Genomic DNA, 21,837 nt, shown 5'->3' on the forward strand with positions numbered 1-21,837 from the left:
GGCGGCTTACGGGGTGAGAGGTATTATAACCAATCAGGACAGAGTTTTAAGGAGATCCTGTGCCTCGGCCTTCTGTTGATCATTCCCCTCAATGGCAACCTCTTCGAGAATGTCCCGGGCACCATCACTGTCGCCCATCTCGATGTAGGCTCGCGCCAGATCGAGCTTGGTGGCAGCCTCATCAGTACCGGCTAGGAAGTCGAAGTCGTCATCATCGCCGAGCTCGGATTCGTCGATATCCGGCACCGTTGAACGGCCTTCCGCTTTCGATTCCGCCTGATCCGATTCCTCCGCTACATGCCCGGCATCCGCTGCCTCGTCGACAGACTCGTCTGCCAGCGGCACATCGAGATCCTCGTCCGCCAGATCGTCCGCGACAGGCAGGTCGGCATCACCGGCCGCCAGTTCGTCGCTGTCGGTCTGCGCATCCGGGGCTTCCGGCGCTTCCGCGGCAGGCTCGGATTGGGCTGGCTGCTCCTCCGCGACCTCTTCCATCAGCGCCAGGTCTTCATCGCTAATATCAAGCTCCAGGTCATCGAGGCCGCCATCATCGTCTGCCAGGGCGTCACTCTCATCCTCACCGGCAACCTTGTCCAGTTCGGCGTCAAGTTCGTCAAGGAAGGACTCATCCAGCGCGCCGTCTTCACCAACTACCAGATCGCCTTGCGCTCCGGCATCATCCGTAGACTCTGATCCGCTATCCAAGGCCGAAAAATCTTCGGCGGCAAGCGGATCTTCATCGGTCAGAGATGGCGTTTCAGCGCTCTCCTCCTGGGAGGGCTCCTCGAGGTCGAAGGCGTCGATATCGAGATCGTCCAGTGACTCCAGTTCGTCTTTGTCCGCATCTTTGGACTGAGTAGCCTGATCGTCCTCCAGCAGGCCATCGAGATCACCGTCATCCAGATCCAGGGAGGCAAACTCATCTTCCAGAGAATCGCTGTCAGTGCTTTCAAGCCCGGTCTCGACGTCGTCGCCCAGATCCAGTGACTGTTCCAGCTCTGCCAGCTCAGCATCAAAGTCGTCCGCACTGTCTGTGGACTCAACGGAATCGAACTCGAGGCTATAGCCATCGTCCTCGCTGGCCGGCTCTGTGGTCTCGCCTGCTTCTGCCGACTCGGCACCTGCGTCGTCTTCGCCGGATTTCACGTCGATATCCGACAAATCGTACTCGATGGGACGGTCCCGGCTATCGCGGTCATCTTCCTCAGCGTCGTTTTCGTCAAGGCCTTCCAGCGCACCTTCAAGATCCGCGGTGAGGGCGTCGTCGTCCGCTTGCGACTGCGCCGACTCAGGCTGCTCAGCTTCTTCCGGCTGCGTTGCGCCGAAGCTGTCCGACATCAACTGGGATTCAAGATCGTCAATACTCGGAACCGACTCGGCTTCCTCGAGGCGTGCTCTCAGGCCTTCGGCCTCCGCAATCGCCTGCTCATCCTCAAACGCTTCCAGCTCGCTGTACTGCTTCTCAAAGGAGTCGCGGTCTTCGGCGTCGGCGTAAACACTCAGCAGCTTGAGCCGCAGATCGGTGCGACTCGGCTCCCGGGAAATGGCGTTCTCCAGAGTGCTGACGGCCTGATCGGTACGACCGTAAGCGACGTAAGTGTCGGCCTCGGCAATTGGATCAACCCGCTCTTCAGCATCCTGAGGTGCGGCTTCCTCGCCGGTCTCAACCTCATCGCCAAGGGAAATGGAATCGCCTTCGTCGTCACTTTCGCTGGTGAGTTGCTCGTAGAACTCTTTTTCCTTACTGGCGTTGCGGCGAGCCACCAGCAACAGACCCAGCAACAGGGCAACCACACCACCGCCAAGACCAATCTGGTACATCGGGTTGGTCATGATCTCGTCGATGAGGTTGTCCGGGAAGCCTTTCTCGGGCTCAGGCTGCGGCGCAGGCGGGGCGGCTTTCTTGGGCTCTTTGGCTGCCGTCGTTGCCGGTGCGGCCTGCTCTCCGGCCGCAGACTCGGGCTGACTGGATGACTGATCCATGCCGGCCATATCCGTTTCGCCGTCTGCCGCCATGCCAGTCTCAGCATCTGGCTCGGCAGTCATGGTGTCTGAGCCGGTCGCTTCATCGCCACCGTCAGGCATCATGCCATCATCGCCTGCCAGTTCGGATTCATCACCGGCCAGTTCGGTCGGGGCCTCGCCCTCCACGTCCGTTGCCGGCTCCAGGCCGCTATCATCCGCCATCCCGTCCTGTGAAGCGTCAACCTCACCGGCCATGGCATCGTCACCAGCAGCTTCACCGGTGGCAACGTCATCACCGCCATCAACCGGAGACGGACTCTGCGGCGCATCACCTTCCGATACCGCCTGCTCGAACTCCGCCAGCTGGGTGTTTTTCAGTTCCAGCAGGCGCTGCAGGGTTTCGACCTGATCCTGAAGGTCTTCAACCCGGCCACTGAGGTCTTCGTTCTCGCGACGGGTGGCTTCAAGCTCTTCCATCGCCACTGCGCTGCCAGCATCCACGCCACCAGCCAGTTGTCCCTGGCCGCCGGCGGAACCGCCGTCGTCGGCATCACGGGGACCTTCTTCGTCGGCCACCAGCAGTTTGAGCTCATCCGGGCCGCTGCTCGCGGTACCGGAGTCCGTCGATGGCGCTGAAGGCGCATCATCGCGCGCATCCACGGCACGGCGTTCAGTAGACAGCTGCTGATTCTGCTGGGCAACCTGGCGACTGGCCTCACCTGCGGTACGGGACTGGATCTGCTCAAGACTGGGCACTCGCAGTACCTGGCCGCGCTTGAGGCGATTGATGTTGCCGCCAATAAACGCATCCGGGTTCAGATCCTGGATTGCCAGCATCACCTGTTGATGGGAAACGCTGTTGTTCGGACGAACCTGCGAGGCGATGCCCCAGAGCGTATCCGAAGCGCTGGTTGGCCCCAGGGTATCGCCGGCAGAGGCGCGCGGTGCCGGAGCCTGACGAGATGGCGTGCTGGGTGCAGATACCTGACGCTGGGGCGTCGGTGCCTGGGTGGTGGGTGCCTGAACCGTCTCTTCAACACCGGAATCCTCGGCGTAGACCGGCGGATCAACCAGCACAGCGTATTCCCGCATCAGCCGGCCGCTGGGCCAGGTCACTTCCAGCAGGAAGTTGAGATAGGGTTCTTTGACAGGTTCCGTGGTGGAAACGTTGACAATCAGACTGCCATCGGCAGCCGTACTGACGTTAAAGCGGAGTCTGCTAAGGAAGTAATTTCGATCAATGCCAACCCGCCGGTACGCGTCTTCCGAAGCGAGGTTCACAAAGACTTCGTTGGGGTTAACGCCCTCACTGCTGTTGAGGGAAATGTCGGCCTCGAGCGGCTCATTCAAATAGGACTGAAGCTCAATATCTCCCAATCCAAGAGCCTGTGCGACTCCCGAGCCGAGCCCTCCAGCCAGCGCCAGGGCAACCGCAAGCTTGCGTACCTTCATGCTTTTTCCTTTCCAGTCTCCGTTATTCGTTACTGCTTTATTCAAACAGAATCGGACGAGGTTGGATGACTATCGTCTATAACTCTTCTAGTTATTATGCGACCCGACATCGTAGTGATTGGGCAAGTATTGTTGATAAAGCCAGTTTTATCAATCAATCAGCCCTTTTCGTTCCACCAATTTTTTAGCTGTTTCATGGAACTTGCTGTTACCGCGTCATCATAGCTTCAGTTTTATGACGCGCAGTATGTCATTCCCAGCAGATCGCTCCTTTGACTCCGGACAACCCAGCTTACCAGTGAAGCAGGTTGCATCCATTCGTCATCCGGAAGGGAAACGACCGGTCTCAAGGGGGGTCGCCTGGGAGACTTGCAAGTCTAGCCTACACGCCAGACGGCGTGAACCGGCAACCACCGAAAATAACAGGGGCGGAGACTGAAAGTCAGCCTCCGCCCCTGTTTGGTTGCCGGAAACCGGACACAGTTGGCAGAACGCCAAAGTGCCGGTGGCGCCATTAGCGCTCCTGCAGTATCCGCAGCATGCGGCGCAATGGTTCCGCCGCACCCCACAACAACTGGTCACCAACGGTGAATGCGGAGATATACTCCGGCCCCATCGCCAGTTTGCGGATTCGACCCACCGGAATGCCCAAGGTGCCGGTAACCTTTGCAGGCGTAAGCTCCTGCATGGTCGCTTCCTTGTCATTCGGAACGACTTTCACCCATTCGTTGGCGCCATCAAGAATCGATTCGATCTCGTCCAGCGGCAGATCCTTGCGCAGCTTGATGGTCAGCGCCTGGCTGTGGGAGCGCATGGCGCCGATACGGACACAGATGCCATCGATCGGCACCGGGTTATCGCTGCGACCCAGAATCTTGTTGGTTTCGCACTGCGCTTTCCACTCTTCCTTGCTCTGACCATTATCGAGCTGTTTATCGATGAACGGAATCAGGCTGCCACCCAGCGGCACGCCGAAGTGGTCGGTTGGGAAGCTGTCAGAACGCATGGTTTCGGTGACCTTGCGATCAATGTCCAGAATGGCGGAGGACGGATCGGCCAGCAGCTCCGACACGCCATCACGCAGCTCGCCCATCTGCGACAAAAGTTCCCGCATATTCTGGGCGCCAGCACCGGAGGCTGCCTGATAGGTCATCGGGGATACCCACTCAATCAGGTCCTGCTCCAGCAGACCACCAAGGGCCAGCATCATCAGGCTGACGGTGCAGTTGCCACCGATGTAGTCCTTGACGCCGCGGTCAAGCGCTTCATCAATAACGTTACGGTTGACCGGGTCCAGAACAATGACGGAATGATCCGCCATCCGCAGCGTGGACGCGGCGTCAATCCAGTAGCCTTCCCAGCCACTGTCACGCAGGCGCTGGAATACGTCCTGGGTGTAGTCGCCACCCTGACAGGTGACGATGACGTCCATTCCTTTCAGGGTCTCGATGTCAAACGCGTCCTGGAGAGGTGGAACGCCATCCTTGCCCACGTCTGGTGCCGGTTTACCGGTTTGGGAAGTAGAGAAAAATACCGGTTCGATGTCGGCGAAATCGTTTTCTTCACGCATGCGCTGCATGAGGACCGATCCCACCATGCCACGCCAACCTACAAGTCCAACTCGCTTCATGTGCGACCTTTGAACCTCATTTTATGCCCGCCCCTTGCCCGTATCGCCGGCAGGGACAGGATGGATGATCCCGCGGCAACGCATCTTGTTGCCGTCGGGTTCGCTGATGTTATAGCGCTGCCAGTACCGCCTCACCCATTTCACGGGTGGTTACCTTGCGGCCGTCGTCGGACATGATGTCCGCGGTACGCAGTCCCTGGTCCAGCACTTTGCTGACCGCTGCCTCGATGGCCTGTGCTGCGTTTTCCGCCTGCAGGCTGTAACGCAGCATCATGGCGGCAGACAGAATGGTGGCCAGCGGATTGGCAATGCCCTGACCAGCGATGTCCGGCGCGGAACCGTGACAGGGCTCGTACATGCCCTGCTTGTCAGAGTTCAGTGAGGCCGATGGCAACATGCCAATTGAGCCGGTCAGCATTGCCGCTTCGTCGGAAAGAATATCACCAAACATGTTGCCGGTCACAATCACATCAAACTGCTTGGGTGCGCGAACCAGCTGCATCGCCGCATTGTCGACGTACATATGGCTCAGTTCGACATCAGGGTAGTCCTTCGACAACTCTTCCATGATCTCCCGCCACAGCACCGTTACTTCCAGTACGTTGGCCTTGTCTACAGAGCACAGTTTTTTGTTGCGCTGCTGCGCAGCCTCAAACGCGACCCGACCAATTCGACGGATCTCGGACTCGGAGTACACATACGTGTTGTACCCCTGGCGCTCTCCTCCATCCAGCTCACGGACACCTCGTGGTTGGCCAAAATAGATGCCACCGGTGAGCTCGCGCACGATCAGGATGTCCAGGCCAGACACCACTTCCGGCTTGAGGGAAGACGCCGATGCCAGCTGCGGGTAGAGAATGGCCGGCCGCAGGTTGCCGAACAGCTCGAGGTTCGAGCGCAGACCCAGCAGGCCTTTCTCGGGACGAATGGCCATGTCCAGGCCATCCCATTTGGGGCCGCCAACGGCGCCCAGCAGAATCGCGTCGGCCTTGCGGGCCTTGTCCAGAGTATCGTCCGGTAACGGCACTCCGGTGGCATCAATCGCCGCGCCGCCAACGTGAGCGGAATCAAACACCAGCCCGAGGTCGAACTGCTCGTTCACCTTGTGAAGCACCTTCTCCGCCTCTGCCACGATTTCCGGGCCGATGCCGTCGCCAGGCAACAACAATACCGATTTACTCATGCTCTGCTCCTTCTTAACCTGATGTTCTGTCGTTGTTCAGCCGGGGGTGTCCCGGGCCAGGTATCAATTGCCGGTGTTGAACAGCCAAGGCGCGCTCTGGCGGCGCTTGCTCTCGTAATCCCGGATCAGGTCCGCATCTTCCAGGGTCACGCCAATGTCGTCCAGGCCATTGAGGAGACAGTGACGGCGGAAGTCGTCCACCTCAAAGCCAAAGGTGTCGCCACCAGGCGTCGTGACCGTCTTGGCTTCGAGGTCAATGGCTAACTGATAGCCTTCCTGCTGCTCAGTTTCAGCAAACAGCTGGTCAACGACAGACTCTTCCAGAACAATGGGTAACAAGCCATTCTTAAAGCAGTTGTTGTAGAAGATATCGGCAAAACTCGGGGCAATGATGACCCGGAAACCAAAGTCGTCCAAAGCCCAGGGAGCGTGCTCACGACTGGAGCCACAGCCAAAGTTGGTTCGCGCCAGCAGCACACTCGCACTCTGGTAACGCGGTTGGTTGAGGACAAAGTCCGGGTTCAGCGGACGCTGCGAGCAGTCCTGGTCCGGCTTGCCTTCGTCCAGGTAACGCAGTTCATCGAACAGATTGGGACCAAACCCGCTGCGCTTGATGGATTTGAGAAACTGCTTGGGAATGATCATGTCCGTATCCACATTGGAACGGTCCAGGGGGGCAACAACGCCCTGATGTTGCGTAAAAGCGCGCATGGGACTTATCTCCTTGTGGATCAGTGGGTCAGATCGCGAACGTCGACAAAATGGCCGGCGATGGCTGCCGCGGCCGCCATACCCGGACTCACCAGGTGGGTACGGCCACCGAAGCCTTGCCGCCCTTCGAAGTTACGGTTGGAGGTGGAGGCGCAGTGCTCGCCCTGCCCCAGTTTGTCGGCGTTCATCGCCAGGCACATGGAGCAGCCGGGATCACGCCATTCCAGACCGGCCTCGATAAAGATCTTGTCGAGGCCTTCCTGTTCGGCTTGGGCCTTGACCAGACCGGAGCCCGGTACCACCATCGCCTGTTTCAGGCTTGCCGCCACCTTATGGCCTTTCACCACAGCGGCCGCCTCGCGCAGATCTTCAATGCGGGAGTTTGTGCAGGAACCGATAAACACCCGGTCGAGCTTGATGTCCGTAATCGGCATATTGGCGTCCAGCCCCATGTACTTCAGTGCCCGGACAATGCCTTCGCGCTTGATGGGGTCCGCTTCGGCGGTCGGGTCTGGCACCGTGCCATTCACACCTGTGACCATCTCCGGCGAGGTGCCCCAGGTTACCTGAGGCTGAATGTCACGACCTTCCAGCTCCACGACTTTGTCGAATTCCGCGTCATCGTCACTGTGCAGGGTGCGCCAGTAGTCAACCGCGGCATCCCACTGCTCACCGTTCGGGGCGAACGGACGACCCTTGACGTAATCGATGGTGATGTCGTCCACCGCCACCATGCCAACCCGGGCACCGGCTTCAATGGACATGTTGCAGATGGTCATACGGGCTTCCATTGACAGCTTGCGGATCGCTTCGCCGCCAAACTCGATCGCATAGCCTGTACCACCGGCAGTACCGATCTTGCCGATGATGGCGAGAACCACGTCTTTGCCGGTCACGCCGGCACCGAGTTCGCCGTTGACCTTCACCAGCATATTCTTCATCTTTTTCTGGACTAGGCACTGGGTCGCGAGGACGTGCTCAACTTCGGACGTGCCGATCCCGTGGGCCAGTGTGCCAAACGCTCCATGGGTCGAGGTGTGGGAGTCTCCGCACACGACAGTCATCCCCGGCAGCGTGGCGCCCTGCTCCGGCCCGATGACATGAACGATGCCCTGACGCTGATCCTTGATCTTGAACTCGAGGATGCCAAACTCGTCGCAGTTGCGGTCCAGAGTCTCAACCTGGGTACGGGATACCGGATCCACGATACCGTCGATGCCCTTGTCGCGATCGGTGGTTGGCACGTTGTGATCCGGCGTCGCCAGGTTGGCGTCCAGTCGCCACGGTTTGCGGTTGGCCAGGCGCAAGCCTTCAAACGCCTGGGGCGATGTGACTTCGTGGAGCAACTGGCGATCGATATAGATCAGCGCAGACCCGTCATCCCGCTGCTTGACGAGATGGTCATCCCACAATTTGTCGTAAAGGGTTTTACCGGCCATGACTGGCTCCTCAGCTCTCTCAGTGGTTATTCTGACTGTGTTTTATTCGACCGCGTCTATCCGACAACGTCTTTTCGGTAACCGCCTGCCCCGGCGCGTGAATCCCCGGAACAAGTGGCGGTGACTGTGGCGATCATGGTATACCCTTCCTTGAGATAACCTCAATTCATGTTTTTTATAGATTGCATTCCACTTAGGAATGCAAATGCCTGCAGGGACAACCATGGACACCAACAGCCTCAAGGCGTTCGTCACCATTGTCGATATCGGCTCCTTCTCAGAGGCCGCTGAAACCCTGCACCTGACCCAGCCCGCCATCAGTAAACGACTGGCAGCCCTTGAGAATCAACTCGGCAGCCCGCTGGTGGATCGACGCCAGCGTCACCTGCAACTGACCGAAGCCGGCAGCCGGCTATTGCCCCATGCCCGCCGCATTCTGGACGAGCTTCACAACGCCCGGGTGGCGCTTTCGCCAGACAACGACGATATTGGAGGGGAGCTGGACATCATTGCCAGCCACCATATCGGACTCCATCACCTGCCAGCGTGGCTGCGCCGGTTCAATCGGGAGCACCCACAGGTGCGCCTGAACCTGCAGTTCATGGAGTCCGAAAGCGCCTACGTGCAAATGCGAAAACGCAACGCCGAACTGGCGTTCGTCACCCTCAGTGATGACATGGACAACAACTTCGTGGTGTACGAACAATGGGCGGACCCCATGGTCTTCGTCAGCGGACCGGAGCATCCGCTGGCGCGACTGACCGCACCCGGGCTCGCGGACCTGAGCCCGTACCCGGCCCTGTTGCCCGACACCTCCACCGCAACCTATCGGGTGGTCAGCCGGCTGTTTCTGGAACAGTCCCTGACGCTGAAGCCGCAAATGCCCACCAACTACTTGGAAACCATCAAGATGATGACCAGCGTTGGGCTGGGCTGGAGCGTGCTGCCGCTGAGCATGGTGGATGACTCCATCGTTCACCTGCCCATCACCCAGCCGGTGAGCCGGGTGCTGGGCGCCATCGGCCTGGACGGACGCACGCTGAGTTCGGCGGCACGGGCGCTGCGGGATATTGTTCATGGCGAACAGATCAAGACACCGGGTTGAACAGAGATCGCCCTCAGTGAACCCGCTTTAACGACAGAGACAAGGAGACCCGAATGGGCTTCGACGACTACCTCAAGATCCTTGCCGTCAAAGACGGCTCTGACCTGTACCTCAGCACAGGCGCGCCGCCCTGCGCCAAGTTCCAGGGCACCCTGAAGCCGATCGACCGAACGCCCCTGAAGCCCGGCGAGATCAAGGAGATCGCCTACCGGATCATGGATCAGGAGCAGATCGAGGAATTCGAGCAGGAACTGGAGATGAACCTGGCTTACAGCATTCCCCAGGTAGGCCGGTTCCGTATCAACATCTTTCGACAGCGCAATGAGCTGTCCATTGTGGCCCGCAATATCGTGACCGAGATTCCCAATGCGGATGACCTTGGGCTTCCGCCCATCCTGAAAGATGTGGTGATGTCCAAGCGCGGCCTGGTGCTGTTCGTTGGCGCGACCGGCTCCGGTAAATCCACTTCCCTGGCGGCACTGATCGATCACCGAAATTCCAACTCCCGGGGTCACATCATCACCATTGAAGACCCGGTTGAGTACATTCACCGTCACAAGAAGTGCATCGTCAATCAACGGGAAGTTGGCGTTGATACCCGGAGCTTTCATCAGGCGCTGAAGAATACCCTGCGACAGGCGCCAGACGTTATCCTGATCGGCGAAATCCGCGACCGGGCAACCATGGAGCACGCCCTGGCATTCGCCGAAACCGGCCACCTGTGCATCTCCACGCTGCACGCCAACAACGCCAACCAGGCCCTGGACCGGATCATCAACTTCTTCCCGGAAGAGCGGCGTCCTCAGTTGCTGATGGACCTGGCCATGAACATTCGCGCCTTTGTGTCACAACGCCTGATCCCAACCCTGGACGGCAAGCGCTGCGCCGCTATCGAGGTGCTGCTGGGCACGCCCACGATCAGCGAGCTGATCCTACGTGGCGAGATTGATGGCATTAAAGAGATTATGGAAAAGTCGTCGAACCTTGGCATGCAAACCTTCGATCTGGCGCTGTTCAACCTATGGAAAGAGGGCAGGATCAGCCAGGAGGAGGCGCTGAAAAACGCGGATTCTGCCAACAACCTCCGCCTCAAAATCAAGCTGGATGGTGGTCAGCCTGACAGTCCACCAACTGTAACTGCCGGCCCCCGACCGGCACCAGCACCAGGCAAACCGGATGGCGGCCTGTCGCTCAAACTGGAAGAACCGGATGAGGACCCGGATCAAAGCTGATCAGTCGGGAACACCGGAAGGCTCCGGCGGCGCTTTGAGGCCCCGCCAGGCAACCAGCACCCCCAGGGCGATGGCGACCGCACTGCCCCAGAATGCCGCGTCGGTACCCACGCCCTCCACCAGGAAGCCGGAGAGCCAGGCACCGACAGCGCCGCCGGCACCAAACGTCAGGCCACTATAGAGCGCCTGACCCTGGCCATGATGGCCGCCGCCGAAATAGCCATGGATGTACTGGACCGACAGCGCATGCAGCGCGCCGTAAGATGCGGCATGGAGCAGCTGGGCAAACACCAGCACGGCCAACAGGGACGTTGCCTCGGCGATGAGCACCCACCGCAACAGCGTCAACAGCAGCGCGGCGATCGCGATCTGGCGCACAGTGAACCGACGAAACAGCCGGTGCATCACGATAAACAGCGCAATTTCAGCAATGACTCCCAGCGACCAGAGCACGCCAATGGCAAACTTTCCGTAGCCGTGTTGTTCCAGGTGAATGCTGAAGAAGGTGTAGTAGGCGCCGTGCGACACCTGTAGCAGGAAGTTCATCAGAAAGAAGGCAATCACTGCCGGATGCCGCAGGATAGCCCATAACTCGGCAGCACCGGCCGTTGAGCGTGCCGGACCACGCTCGGCTGGCACCAAAAAGGCGGAGATGGCGATGCCGGCAAACACCGGCATCACAATCCACGGCAGGAAACCGATGGGCAGCCACTCCAGGATCGCACCGACACCGGCCACCGCACCGACAAAGCCCACCGAACCCCAGAGCCGAACCCGGCCATAGCGCGCCCGGTCCCGCCCCAGCCCCTGCAGGGTGATCACCTCATACAGCGGCAGCACGGCGTTCCAGAAGAAGGTGAAGGCCAGCATCACCAGCAGCAGTCCGAAGAACGCCGGTTCCAGAAACACGCCGGAGAAGCATACGGCGCCCACGAAAGCGCCGGTGCGTACCAGCCGCACCCGCTGTCCGGTGCGGTCGCCGAGCCAGCCCCAGATGCTGGGAGCGACGATCTTGGTGAGCTGAATCGTCGCCATCAGGGTGGCGATCTCAAGGTAGCTGAAGCCCCGGCCTTCCAGATACAGCGACCAATAAGGCAGCAGCGCCCCCAACAGGGCAAAGAACCAGAAGTAGAGGTTGGACAGCCGCCAGTAAATACGCCCTACCCTCGGTTACGCTCAATATCCGGGGTGGTAACCTCCACGTCGCCATTCTGGGCGCGATGGCGCAGATAGTGATCCATCAGCACCAGGGCCATCATGGCCTCGGCAATGGGCGTCGCACGGATGCCGACGCAAGGATCGTGGCGGCCGGTGGTAATGACCTCTACCGGGTTACCATCGACATCGATACTGCGACCTGGCAGTCGCAGGCTCGAGGTTGGCTTGAGCGCAATACTGGCAAGGATCGGCTGGCCGGAAGAAATACCCCCGAGGACACCGCCGGCGTGGTTGGAGAGGAAGCCTTCCGGGGTCAGCTCATCCCGGTGTTCGGTCCCCTTCTGGCTGACCGATCCGAATCCAGCGCCAATCTCGACGCCTTTGACAGCGTTGATGCTCATCAGCGCATGGGCCAGGTCAGCGTCAAGACGATCAAAGATCGGCTCGCCAAGCCCCGGCGGGACGCCTTCGGCCACCACATTGATGCGGGCGCCAATGGAGTCACCCTCCTTGCGCAGAGCATCCATGTAGGCTTCCAGTTCCGCCACCTTGTCGGCGTCCGGGCAGAAGAACGGGTTCTGGTGCACCTGGTCCCAGTCCAGCTTGTCGACCACGATGGGACCAAGCTGGGACAGATAACCGCGAATGTTAATGCCAAGCCGTTGCTGCAGAAACTTTCGGGCCACGGCACCTGCGGCAACCCGCATTGCGGTCTCCCGGGCGGAAGAGCGGCCGCCACCACGATAGTCGCGGAACCCGTACTTGTGGGTGTAGGTGTAATCGGCATGGGCCGGCCGGAACTGCTCGGAAATCTTGGAGTAGTCCTTGGAACGCTGGTCGGTGTTCTCAATCAGCAGGCCGATCGGTGTGCCAGTGGTACGCCCCTCGAAGACGCCAGAGAGGATGCGGACCTGATCCGGTTCCCGGCGCTGGGTGGTGTGGCGTGACGTGCCCGGCTTGCGACGGTCCAGATCGCCCTGCAGGTCGGCCTCGCTCAGCTCAATTCCGGGTGGGCATCCATCAATGATGCACCCCAGAGCTGGCCCGTGGCTTTCCCCAAAGGTGGTCACCGAAAACAGCTTTCCAAAGGTATTTCCAGACATAATTCAATATCTTATTCAGGTTATTTAAAACAGGTTCGAGCCATTGAAGATGCCGACCTAACGACCACTCTGCGCTCGCCAGGCTTTCAGGTCGGCAGCGGAAAGCAGGAATACACCATCACCGCCGTTCTCAAATTCCAGCCAGGTCAGGGGCAGTTGTGGGTAGGCGGCATCCAGCGCCGGCCAGCTGTTCCCGACTTCAACTATCAGCAAACCGTCCGGGGTCAGATGGTCCGCAGCCTGGGCGAGTATCCGATGGGCAATATCAAGACCATCGTCCCCCGCAGCAAGCCCCAGTTCCGGTTCATGACGAAACTCATCCGGCATGCTCGCCATGTCTTCGGCATCCACGTACGGTGGGTTACTGAGGATCACATCGTAGCGGCCATCGATGTTTTCGAACACATCGGACTGAATGGCCCGCACCCGGTCACCCAACTCATGGTAGTCGATGTTGCTGATGGCAACGTCCAGGGCGTCAGCGGAAAGATCCGCCAGGTCCACCTCGGCGTCCTCAAACACCGCCGCTGCGGCGATGCCGATGCAGCCACTGCCGGTACACAGATCCAGTATCCGGTTGACCGGACGATCCCCCAGCCAGGGTTGCAGGCCAGCCTCAAGCAGTTCACCAATCGGCGATCGGGGCACCAGAACCCGCTCATCGACATGGAATGGCAGCCCCATAAACCAGGCTTCACCCAGCAGGTAGGCCAGCGGCACGCGCTCATTGATACGGCGGTCAGCCCTGTCCAGGATCAACTCTCGCTCTTCCCGGGTGAGACGGGCATCCAGGAACAGCTTGTTGTTCTCCAGCGGCAGATGGAGGCTGCGCATCACCAGCTGGACGGCCTCATCCCACACATTGTCAGTGCCATGGCCATAGAACAGCGGCGAGGCTGCAAACCGGGAAGAGACATAGCGGAGGTAATCGCGCACGGTGTGCAGGTCGTCAATCGGCTGGGTCACGTCATTTCCTTGAGATCAATGCGTCGGGTGGCGAATTATACGCTAGATCGCCAACGGACCAGAACTGTTCTGCGCCTGTTCGTAGCGATCCAGGGCCAGAATCATTCGCTCACGGCCCAGCTGTATCAACTCCGGTGCCTTGTGGTAATCGTAGGTACGGCAGGCATTCTTGGGCACGTTCACCAGCAGATCCGGCGGATAGCCGGCAATCTTGTACTGCACCAGCGCGCTTTGCATGGTCTCAATGGTGAGGTTCATCACATCGAACTTACCGATACCCAGACGCTCCCAGTCAATGGCAGCTCCCTCGTCCGTGCCTTTGCGATCCTCGTCTTTTTTCTCCGACACGGCCTTGCTGATGCGCGCCTCCACATCGGCACCCTCGCCCTGCTCGCGCTTGCCGGTAAAGGCCTTAAGCAGGTCCCAGTCGAACCATCGGGACGCCTTCTCCTGCACCTTCTGAACCCACTCCTCCGCGTCACTCTCGCTGTCTTCCGCCAGATCAAAACTGGCATCGGGGGCGGTCGGCGGACGCCGGCGGTCGTCTTCCCCGCTGAGGTTCACCGCGACGATGAGGTCGGCGTGGGAAGAAATGGTGGGGATGATCGGCAATGGGTTAAGCAAGGCTCCGTCCACCAGCACCCGGCCATTCAGCACCAGCGGGGTCACCACGCTCGGTATCGCGATGGAGGCCCTGATAGCCTGATCCAGAGGGCCTTCCTGAAACCAGATTTCCTTATGGGCCAGCAGGTCAGTGGCCACTGCGGTGTAGGGAATTGGAAGGTCTTCAATCCGGGTTTCGCCGAGCAGCTCTCTGACCACTGAGAACACTTTCTCACCACGGATTGCACCAACGGAATTGAAGGTGACGTCCAGAAGCTTGAGTACATCGAACTGACCGAGACCGGTGACCCAGTCCTTGTAATCTTTCAGTTTGCCCGCCGCATGCATACCGCCGATCAGCGCCCCCATGGAGCAGCCGGAGATCGCAATGATGTCGTAACCCCGCTCCTGCAGCACCTCAATGGCGCCGATATGGGCATAGCCCCTGGCACCACCGCTGCCCAGAGTCAATGCGACGGTCTTTCGCCTGCCAGTCTGGGGCGTGGGCGGGTTTTCCCCGGTAACCGCGGGGGACGGGTCACCTTGAGCGTCAGGGTGGTCACTCATGAATACTGTCCTGCAGAAATGCACTGTGCCGCTACCCGGCCAGCCTGGCTCAGGTAGCGGATGACGGATCAGGGGGCGGAGATCACCACAATCTCAATACGGTCACCGCTGCGATCCGGGGTTGGCATGGAAACGGCGGGGCCCACCACAATCGGCACCTGCTGCTCACGACTGATCCCGCTTTTCTGCAGCAGTGACGACATGGCTTCCAGCGCCTCACTGGCACGCGCCATTGAGACCTCAAGGGTTTCACCGTCTGCCAGGGACGAATGGGCGGTGATCACCACGGCGCTGTCCGCGCCGCTGGCCCAATCCGTCACCTGCCGGCGATCGGTGGAATCCCACTCGAAACGATAGGTGATTCCTCCCTGCCAGGGCACCACAATCGGCCCCCGGACCCGTTCCGACAACAGATCCAGACCAGGCACATCGGCACCCTCGCCCAGGCGCAGTTGCTCCACCCAGACATAGTCGGTCAGGTTACCGCGGGTGACGGTGTACACCAACACCAGGTGAATCGAGGCGTCTTCCTGCACCGCGGCAACCAGGTAGTCCTGGTTGGCATCGCGGCCGTAGAGAATTGACTGCCGGAATATACGGTTGGCCCAGACGCTGCTCCGGCCGCAACTGCGACCTTCACACTGATAGAGAATCTGGGCATTGAGCTTCTTGAGTTGATTGAAGTAGTAGGCCCGGGCGTCCTCGCGATTGGAGTCTTCCGCAATCTTCAACAATTGCCCTTCGCCGTTGACCGGCACCCGTGCCAGCGATTCCGAACGGATACGGTCATTCACCTCCCTCACCCGGCTGAGCAGCACCAGGTGGGCCGGCGACACAATCTCGGTTTCGGCTTCAACTGAGGCAAGAGGAAAGGCCGGAACAACCGTCTGTGCCTGCAGCGACAGGGGCACAATCAGCCCCAACAGCAACCCGAGAGCAGTCAGGACCCGGGCACTTGCCCGGCGCCCCCGAGGTTGCACGACCACCGGTTTGAAAAGGCGTAGCGGACTAATTCTGCGAGTCATCATCCAGAAATTCCTTGATGTGTTGACTGACCGGAGCAATCTCACCATCCAGGTGGCAATGATGACCGCCCGGCACCGAAACCTTGCGTAATGACCGGATAGCGTCCAGGCGCCTTGTCATCTCTGGCCGCGCAGGCAGAAGCCCGTTCTCTGCGACCAGCAGCAGCGCCGACGTGTTGACCTCGGTCAGCATGGCCAGCACCTGCTGCTCATCAAACTGCATACTGGATGGGTGCCGGAGGCGGGGATCGGTACGCCAGCGGTAGCCGCCATCCACTGCCACCAAATTACGGGGTACCAGCTCTTCCGCGGCCTGCTGGGACAGGGGACTCAACCCGCCTGCACGAACTCTGGCGGCCTGTTCCTGTGACGGATACAGCGGCCCGGGTGAGGAGCCCTGTTCGCGTTTGACCAGGGCCGAGCGCAGTTGCCCCAACACCTGTTCCGGCGGCCGGGTGATTGGCCCTAGACTGTCGATCATGACCAGCCGACGCACCCGCTCCGGGAATGCCGCCGCGCACAGAAGGGAAACGGTCCCCCCCAGCGAGTGGGATACCAGATCGACTGGCTCGTCAAAATGATTGGCCAACAGTTCTGCAAGATCAGCAACGTAGTCCACCAACAGGTAGGACTGGCCGGCCGGACGGTGATCGGAGTGACCGTGCCCTGCCATGTCAATGGCAAACACATCCCGGCTGCCAGCCAGCTCAGGAGCCAGCCGGGCAAAGGTGCGGGCATTGTCAAGCCAGCCGTGGACCATCACCACCGGGGTCGCGGCGGATGAATCAACCCTGGTTTTAGGCCAGTGCAGCCCGGCAAGAGTGAGGTGTCGAAGTGGCCAGCGAATCTCCTGGCCGCCTCCGGCTTCGGAAACGTCCGGCACTGGCGTCGCTTTGTGGTTCATGAAGTCCGGCCTTTCGCGGGCGGCGCCCGCTACATCGTGTGAGTCGGACGATCCGAGCTGAGGGAGCCAGCCAGGTACGATTCGATCTTGGTGCGTGCCGTTTCGTCATCGCCGTTGAACTGTACGCCAATACCCGCCGCCCGGTTTCCCTGTGCACCCTTGGGCGTGATCCAGATGACCTTGCCGGCAACCGGAATCTTCTCCGGCTCATCCATCAGGTTCAGCAACAGGAACACCTCGTCCCCGAGCTGATACTGCTTCTGGGTAGGAATGAACAAGCCGCCCTGGCGGATGTAGGGCATATAGGCGGCGTAAAGCACCGCTTTGTCCTTGATGGTCAGTGTCAGAATGCCACTTCGAGCGCCAAATCCAGGCCCCATGATCAACTACCTCTGTGCTAATGGCCCCAAGACCGGAGGGGCTGTCCAAAATTCATTATATTTCACAATCATAGCAGGCTAACACCAGCCCCGCACAGCGGCCCGCTCAGGCCCGCCGGCGACGCCTGGGCATCAGCGCCTGCCACTGCATCAGCAGCCGTTCCGCCTCCAGTTCAGGACTGACATTGTTGATGCCGGCCGCCCGGCTCTCCCGCACTGATGACAACAGCTCGTGAGCTCGCCAGGGCGGGTTGTGTTTGGCCAGATAGCGCAGCATTTCCGCTGCCTCGGGATCAGCAGGATCAGCCCCCACTCCCAGGCGGGCCAAGTCCGCCGCCCACTTTTCCATCAGTAGCAGCGAGCCATCGAGCCCGAGGGTCTTTAACGGCTTGGCAGCTTCCGGCAGTGACAGCTCGTTTTTCATGAACCGACGAAACGCGTCCAGAGCGGTCTGTCTCTGTTGGATGAAGTCACCGGTGAGGTAATCCAGGGCCAGTCTGGGTGCCAGGCCAGCCAACCGAAGTGCCTGGACCAGGTGTTCCTGGTCCATGGCTCCACCCTGCCCGGAATTGCCCTCAGGGATGTGCTGCTGCAACCAGGTCAGGCCGGTTGCGAAATCCGGGGTCGGCAAAGTGACAGTCTGACAACGGGAGCGCAGGGTCGGCAGTATTGGCCGGCCGGTCTCCTGCAACAACAGCAGTGTGACGTCATCAGATGGCTCTTCAAGAGTCTTTAGTAACGCATTGGCTGCATTGATATTTAGCTGATCACTGCGATTCACAATGACGATCTTGCGATGGCTTACCTGGGGCGATGCGACCGCAAACGCGGACAACGCCCTTACCTGATCGACCTTGATCATGCGTGATTTTTCCGGCGCGTAGCGACGGATATCGGGATGAGAGCCCGCAGCAACCAACTCGCACTGTTTGCATTGTCCGCAGGGTGCTGACCGCGAGTCGGCGATCGCGCTGGCAAGCCGGTCGCAGACCAGCAGCGCCGCCACCGCCTCGGCATAGTCACCCTTCCCCACCCCTCGCTCTCCGGCCACCAGCAAGGCGTGAGGCAGGCGATCATTGCGGAGATTGTTGATCAGCTGGTTCCAGGCTGTGTGCAGCCAGGGCATGGAGTCAATCGCGGTGATCAAGTTGGTTCCTGGAGTCTGTGTGTTCATCGGCCGTCAACGGGCTTTGCGAAGAATGCGCCGGTTCACGCCCAAGATGCGTTTCAGGCGTGCCAGATCGGCCTTGCGCTGAGCAGGCTCAACGCTTCCGGCCGAGGCACCATAGTAATGGCTGTTCACCATCCGGGCAAAAGCTCTTGCTGTCCCCCGCAGGGCTGGCCAGCGAGCCTCCGCCGAGTCCGCCAGTTGACTGGGTGTCGCCGTTGTCGGCGCCTCCAGACCGGAGCGCTCCAACAGCTGACGCCATTGCGCCACCACCCGCAGATACGGGTCCCGCGTCAGAATCCCCCGCAGCTTCCAAGCCGACACCAGACCTGCCACCAGGAGGCCAAACGCCACCAGGCCAGCACTGAAGTAACCGAGTTCCTTCATACCGATGTTGCCAGGCAAGCGGGACATCAGATCCAGTTGCGACTGCCCCTGGTAGCCGACCACCCAGCGCTGCCACTGGTAGTTGAGGCGGTCGACCTGGAGACTGGCCCAGCGGATTAGCGCCTGATCGCCATAGCGCTGTGGTGACGTCCAGTCCTCTTCCAGAAACGACCCCTCGTCCGCCACCGCTTCCCGCAGACCGGATTCGATACGGTCCGGCGCGATCGCCGCCGTCGGGTCTACCCGGGTCCAACCGGAGCCCGGTAACCAGGCTTCCACCCAGGCGTGGGCATCGTACTGACGGACAATCAGGTATTCGTTATTGGCACCGGGATCTCCGCCCTGGTAACCCGCAACCACACGGGCCGGAATGCCCGCCGAACGCAGTACAAAGGTGGTGGCCCCGGCGTAGTGTTCACAGAAGCCCCGTCGTTCATCAAACAGCAGGGTGTCGATGCCATCGTCCGGCATCAGCGGTGGACGCAGGGTGTAGAAGTACGGCTGCTCACGGAACCGGGTCAGAAGACGGGCAACCAGTTCCCGATCCGAACTGGAGGTAGCCCTAAGCTCGCTGGCGAGGGCCCTAGCCCGTGGGTTGCCCTGTGCCGGCAATTGCAGGAATCGGCGACGAAAGGCCGGTGACAGACCGGCGTTGAGCAAAGTGGCGGTATCCCGCGACAAGCGGTAGCGCACCGGCGTATCCGCGGGGCGCTTGAAGCGGAACAGGCCCCAGCGTTCCTCCTCGAGGTTCTCCGATACGGCCCGGGAATCGGCCAGCGCGAATGCCCAGCGCTGACCGCTGGGGTCCATCAGGACGTCGTACTCGTTGTCCTGAAGCTCTTCAAGACCACTGTCGACGGACACCCGGCCGGGACGGGTCGGCCGTTCGGTATCCCATTGGCGCCAGGTCGTGCCATCAAACCGGTCAAGGATCAGCCCCCGCCAGTACAGCTCGCGATTCGGCGGCAGGCCATCGGCAAAGGTCACACGAAAGGCTCGCTCACTGCTCTGCGCCAAGTTCGAAATATCTCCGGGGGACATGGTGTCACTGATACCAGTCTGGCCCCGATCAGACACCAGAGGCACGCTCCACAAAGGCTCAAGCCGTGGAAAGAAAAGGAACAGCAGCAAAACGATCGGCAGACTCTTGAGAAACATTCCGCCAAGACGGCGCCAGCCGGCTGCCAGTACATGAGGCGCGCCCGGAGCGTTCAGCACCTGGATGCCCAGCAGCAGCAGCGCCACCCCCGCAAGGTTCAGCAGTGTCCAGAAAATGCCCTGCTCAAACAGAAAGTTGACCGTCGCCAGATAGACCAGAATGAAGAACAGAACATAGAAATCGCGGGACGTGCGGGTCTCAAGCCATTTCAGCCCTACCGCAATGACAAAGAAGGAGGCCGCCGTATCCACCGTGAACCGGCCCTCGACGGTGACGATGTAGGTCGCGATCAGCAGAGCCATAACCGTCAGCCGAAGCCAGCGCCCCGGCAGACCCACGCGCCCGCTCTGAACCAGCCAGCGCCAGCCGGCCAACAGACCGCAGGCGCCGAGTAGCCAGGGAGGCAGCCGGTCCCATTGCGGCAGCAGCAGGATGAAAAACGCCGCAATCAGCCACAACAGCGCACTGGCGGGAATCGGTGTTCCGCTGGATGAAACCGGGTTACTGCGTTGAGCCAACATCATGATGTCGCTCCCCGGCGCTCCGCTCCCTGAGCGGCGGGATCGTGTTGACCAAATACGGCGAGTGCACGCAAACAGCGAGCACCATGGGCGGGGCCGGTGTCCGGCGCAATGAACTCCCCGGGCAGTTTCAGCCCAAAGGCCTCATCCGCCCCCAACTTCTGCTGTACCAGGGCGGTGAGGTAGCTGAGTCTCAGTTCCTGCTCCACGCCCGGAAACGCGTCGTAGTCCAGCCAGTCCGGACGGCCCTGCTGCCCGCTCCACTCGGCGATAACCATATCTCCGGTACGGGCATAGCGTTTCCACAGCACCCGCTGGCTCAGGTCCCCCTGGCGCCAGGGGCGGATATCCACGTGATCCTGGCCATCGCTGGTGATCCGGGCGTCCGCCTCACCGTCATCGCCCTCGGCAATGGGTGATTCCGGAGGCAACAGCGGTCTTGGGTACACCACCGCAGCCGTCGATGGCCGAATCCAGGACCAGGCCTTGAGCAGGCCAAACGGAAAACGGGTTTCCACCCTCACCCGGTCCATCACCAGATAGCCACGCAGGCTGCTGCGGGCGAGCAGAGTCATATCCTGGGATTCCCCGGGCTGGATGTGCTGCTGCGCCAGTACCTGATCGTGGTAACGGAGTTCCAGGGCCAGGGTTGCCTCCTTGCTTCTCGTCCCCCGAAACACGAAAGGTATCTTGTCACCAGCGTAGCCCTCACCCGTCTGTACAAGGGTCAACTGCAGCCCGCTGAGATTGCGGTGGGTCTGGTGCATCGCCGCCACGAACACCACCCCCAGAATAAAGGTCATCAGATAAATAAGGCTGTTCTGGTAGTTGATACCCGTCAGCAGCATGACCACCAACAGCAGACCGAACACCACACCAACACCGGTCGGCAGGATAAAGATGTTGTTCTGCACGAACTGCTGGGTGTCCGAACGGGGAATCCGTCGGTTGACCCAGCCTTGCCAGCGTTTTCTAACGGACTTCAACAGCATGCGTTTCCCGGGGTTGTTAACAGCTTCTGACAGTGAGTGACCAATCATTACCCATTACGTTCACAAAGACCCGCTAAGCGACTTGCAATGCCGTGTCGCAGGCTAAATACTGGCCAATGCACCGATGTCTGCAGCCACTTTGCCAAGTGGCCTGACAATAGCATAAACGCGCAATACTTTTTCCGCC

General features: G+C 60.2%; 17 protein-coding genes. 2 read left to right on the plus strand and 15 right to left on the minus strand.

Features of this window, described 5'->3' with window-relative positions; all coding sequences use genetic code 11:
- Positions 1–33: 33 nt before the first annotated feature.
- The 5 genes from J2887_RS10820 to leuC all read right to left on the minus strand — a co-directional run bounded on the left by J2887_RS10820 (position 34) and on the right by leuC (position 8,380).
- A complete protein-coding gene (locus tag J2887_RS10820) occupies positions 34–3,417 on the minus strand; it encodes a FimV/HubP family polar landmark protein (RefSeq protein WP_227176012.1) in 3,384 nt (1,127 codons plus the stop codon).
- A gap of 514 nt (positions 3,418–3,931) precedes the next feature.
- A complete protein-coding gene (gene asd / locus J2887_RS10825; protein ID WP_227176013.1) occupies positions 3,932–5,047 on the minus strand; it encodes an aspartate-semialdehyde dehydrogenase in 1,116 nt (371 codons plus the stop codon).
- A gap of 109 nt (positions 5,048–5,156) precedes the next feature.
- Entirely contained in the window at positions 5,157–6,230 is a 1,074-nt protein-coding gene (gene leuB / locus J2887_RS10830) for a 3-isopropylmalate dehydrogenase (RefSeq protein WP_227171156.1), read from the minus strand.
- A gap of 63 nt (positions 6,231–6,293) precedes the next feature.
- Complete coding sequence (leuD, locus tag J2887_RS10835; protein ID WP_227171157.1) at positions 6,294–6,941, minus strand: 3-isopropylmalate dehydratase small subunit; 648 nt, start codon at positions 6,939–6,941, stop codon at positions 6,294–6,296.
- A 20-nt stretch (positions 6,942–6,961) separates the two neighbouring features.
- Entirely contained in the window at positions 6,962–8,380 is a 1,419-nt protein-coding gene (gene leuC, locus J2887_RS10840; RefSeq protein ID WP_227171158.1) for a 3-isopropylmalate dehydratase large subunit, read from the minus strand.
- Positions 8,381–8,603: 223 nt separating this feature from the next.
- Between leuC and J2887_RS10845 the strand changes: the two genes are divergently transcribed.
- A complete protein-coding gene (locus J2887_RS10845; protein WP_227176100.1) occupies positions 8,604–9,485 on the plus strand; it encodes a LysR family transcriptional regulator in 882 nt (293 codons plus the stop codon).
- Between the two features lie 53 nt (positions 9,486–9,538).
- Positions 9,539–10,717 carry a PilT/PilU family type 4a pilus ATPase gene (locus tag J2887_RS10850; protein ID WP_227171159.1) on the plus strand — a complete coding sequence of 393 codons (1,179 nt, stop codon included), beginning with the start codon at positions 9,539–9,541 and terminating at the stop codon, positions 10,715–10,717.
- Here J2887_RS10850 and J2887_RS10855 read toward each other — a convergent pair whose 3' ends face one another.
- The 10 genes from J2887_RS10855 to J2887_RS10900 all read right to left on the minus strand — a co-directional run bounded on the left by J2887_RS10855 (position 10,718) and on the right by J2887_RS10900 (position 21,650).
- The gene (locus J2887_RS10855; protein WP_227176101.1) at positions 10,718–11,872 is read right to left on the minus strand and encodes an MFS transporter; all 1,155 of its coding nucleotides are present in this window, start codon (positions 11,870–11,872) and stop codon (positions 10,718–10,720) included.
- Between the two features lie 5 nt (positions 11,873–11,877).
- Positions 11,878–12,978, minus strand: a complete 1,101-nt coding sequence (aroC, locus tag J2887_RS10860) for a chorismate synthase (protein ID WP_227171160.1) — start codon at positions 12,976–12,978, stop codon at positions 11,878–11,880.
- Between the two features lie 57 nt (positions 12,979–13,035).
- On the minus strand, positions 13,036–13,944 hold the full coding sequence (gene prmB / locus J2887_RS10865) for a 50S ribosomal protein L3 N(5)-glutamine methyltransferase (protein ID WP_227171161.1): 909 nt from the start codon (positions 13,942–13,944) through the stop codon (positions 13,036–13,038).
- 42 nt (positions 13,945–13,986) lie between these two features.
- On the minus strand, positions 13,987–15,114 hold the full coding sequence (locus J2887_RS10870) for a patatin-like phospholipase family protein (RefSeq protein WP_227171162.1): 1,128 nt from the start codon (positions 15,112–15,114) through the stop codon (positions 13,987–13,989).
- A gap of 68 nt (positions 15,115–15,182) precedes the next feature.
- Positions 15,183–16,142, minus strand: coding sequence for a DUF4892 domain-containing protein (locus J2887_RS10875; protein ID WP_227171163.1), 960 nt, complete (start codon positions 16,140–16,142; stop codon positions 15,183–15,185).
- Entirely contained in the window at positions 16,123–17,043 is a 921-nt protein-coding gene (locus tag J2887_RS10880) for an alpha/beta hydrolase (RefSeq protein WP_227171164.1), read from the minus strand. Before J2887_RS10880 ends, J2887_RS10875 begins: the two co-directional genes overlap by 20 nt.
- Positions 17,044–17,072: 29 nt before the next feature.
- Positions 17,073–17,423 (minus strand): PilZ domain-containing protein, encoded by a 351-nt coding sequence (locus J2887_RS10885; RefSeq protein WP_008171779.1) that lies wholly within the window; start codon positions 17,421–17,423, stop codon positions 17,073–17,075.
- A 106-nt stretch (positions 17,424–17,529) separates the two neighbouring features.
- Complete coding sequence (holB, locus tag J2887_RS10890) at positions 17,530–18,570, minus strand: DNA polymerase III subunit delta' (RefSeq protein ID WP_416381857.1); 1,041 nt, start codon at positions 18,568–18,570, stop codon at positions 17,530–17,532.
- Between the two features lie 33 nt (positions 18,571–18,603).
- Complete coding sequence (locus J2887_RS10895; RefSeq protein ID WP_227171165.1) at positions 18,604–20,661, minus strand: DUF3488 and transglutaminase-like domain-containing protein; 2,058 nt, start codon at positions 20,659–20,661, stop codon at positions 18,604–18,606.
- Complete coding sequence (locus J2887_RS10900; protein ID WP_227171166.1) at positions 20,658–21,650, minus strand: DUF58 domain-containing protein; 993 nt, start codon at positions 21,648–21,650, stop codon at positions 20,658–20,660. The genes J2887_RS10895 and J2887_RS10900 overlap by 4 nt, the downstream gene beginning before the upstream one ends.
- Positions 21,651–21,837 lie beyond the last annotated feature (187 nt).

This window comes from Marinobacter sp. CA1, from assembly GCF_020546665.1.
Lineage (GTDB): Bacteria > Pseudomonadota > Gammaproteobacteria > Pseudomonadales > Oleiphilaceae > Marinobacter > Marinobacter xestospongiae.

What these genes read in the sequence shown, in the direction of transcription:
- J2887_RS10820 (WP_227176012.1), bottom strand. Translation starts at nt 3,417, where the DNA reads ATGAAGGTACGCAAGCTTGCGGTTGCCCTGGCGCTGGCTGGAGGGCTC.
- asd (WP_227176013.1), bottom strand. Translation starts at nt 5,047, where the DNA reads ATGAAGCGAGTTGGACTTGTAGGTTGGCGTGGCATGGTGGGATCGGTC.
- leuB (WP_227171156.1), bottom strand. Translation starts at nt 6,230, where the DNA reads ATGAGTAAATCGGTATTGTTGTTGCCTGGCGACGGCATCGGCCCGGAA.
- leuD (WP_227171157.1), bottom strand. Translation starts at nt 6,941, where the DNA reads ATGCGCGCTTTTACGCAACATCAGGGCGTTGTTGCCCCCCTGGACCGT.
- leuC (WP_227171158.1), bottom strand. Translation starts at nt 8,380, where the DNA reads ATGGCCGGTAAAACCCTTTACGACAAATTGTGGGATGACCATCTCGTC.
- J2887_RS10845 (WP_227176100.1), top strand. Translation starts at nt 8,604, where the DNA reads ATGGACACCAACAGCCTCAAGGCGTTCGTCACCATTGTCGATATCGGC.
- J2887_RS10850 (WP_227171159.1), top strand. Translation starts at nt 9,539, where the DNA reads ATGGGCTTCGACGACTACCTCAAGATCCTTGCCGTCAAAGACGGCTCT.
- aroC (WP_227171160.1), bottom strand. Translation starts at nt 12,978, where the DNA reads ATGTCTGGAAATACCTTTGGAAAGCTGTTTTCGGTGACCACCTTTGGG.
- J2887_RS10870 (WP_227171162.1), bottom strand. Translation starts at nt 15,114, where the DNA reads ATGAGTGACCACCCTGACGCTCAAGGTGACCCGTCCCCCGCGGTTACC.
- J2887_RS10875 (WP_227171163.1), bottom strand. Translation starts at nt 16,142, where the DNA reads ATGATGACTCGCAGAATTAGTCCGCTACGCCTTTTCAAACCGGTGGTC.
- J2887_RS10880 (WP_227171164.1), bottom strand. Translation starts at nt 17,043, where the DNA reads ATGAACCACAAAGCGACGCCAGTGCCGGACGTTTCCGAAGCCGGAGGC.
- J2887_RS10885 (WP_008171779.1), bottom strand. Translation starts at nt 17,423, where the DNA reads ATGGGGCCTGGATTTGGCGCTCGAAGTGGCATTCTGACACTGACCATC.
- J2887_RS10895 (WP_227171165.1), bottom strand. Translation starts at nt 20,661, where the DNA reads ATGATGTTGGCTCAACGCAGTAACCCGGTTTCATCCAGCGGAACACCG.
- J2887_RS10900 (WP_227171166.1), bottom strand. Translation starts at nt 21,650, where the DNA reads ATGCTGTTGAAGTCCGTTAGAAAACGCTGGCAAGGCTGGGTCAACCGA.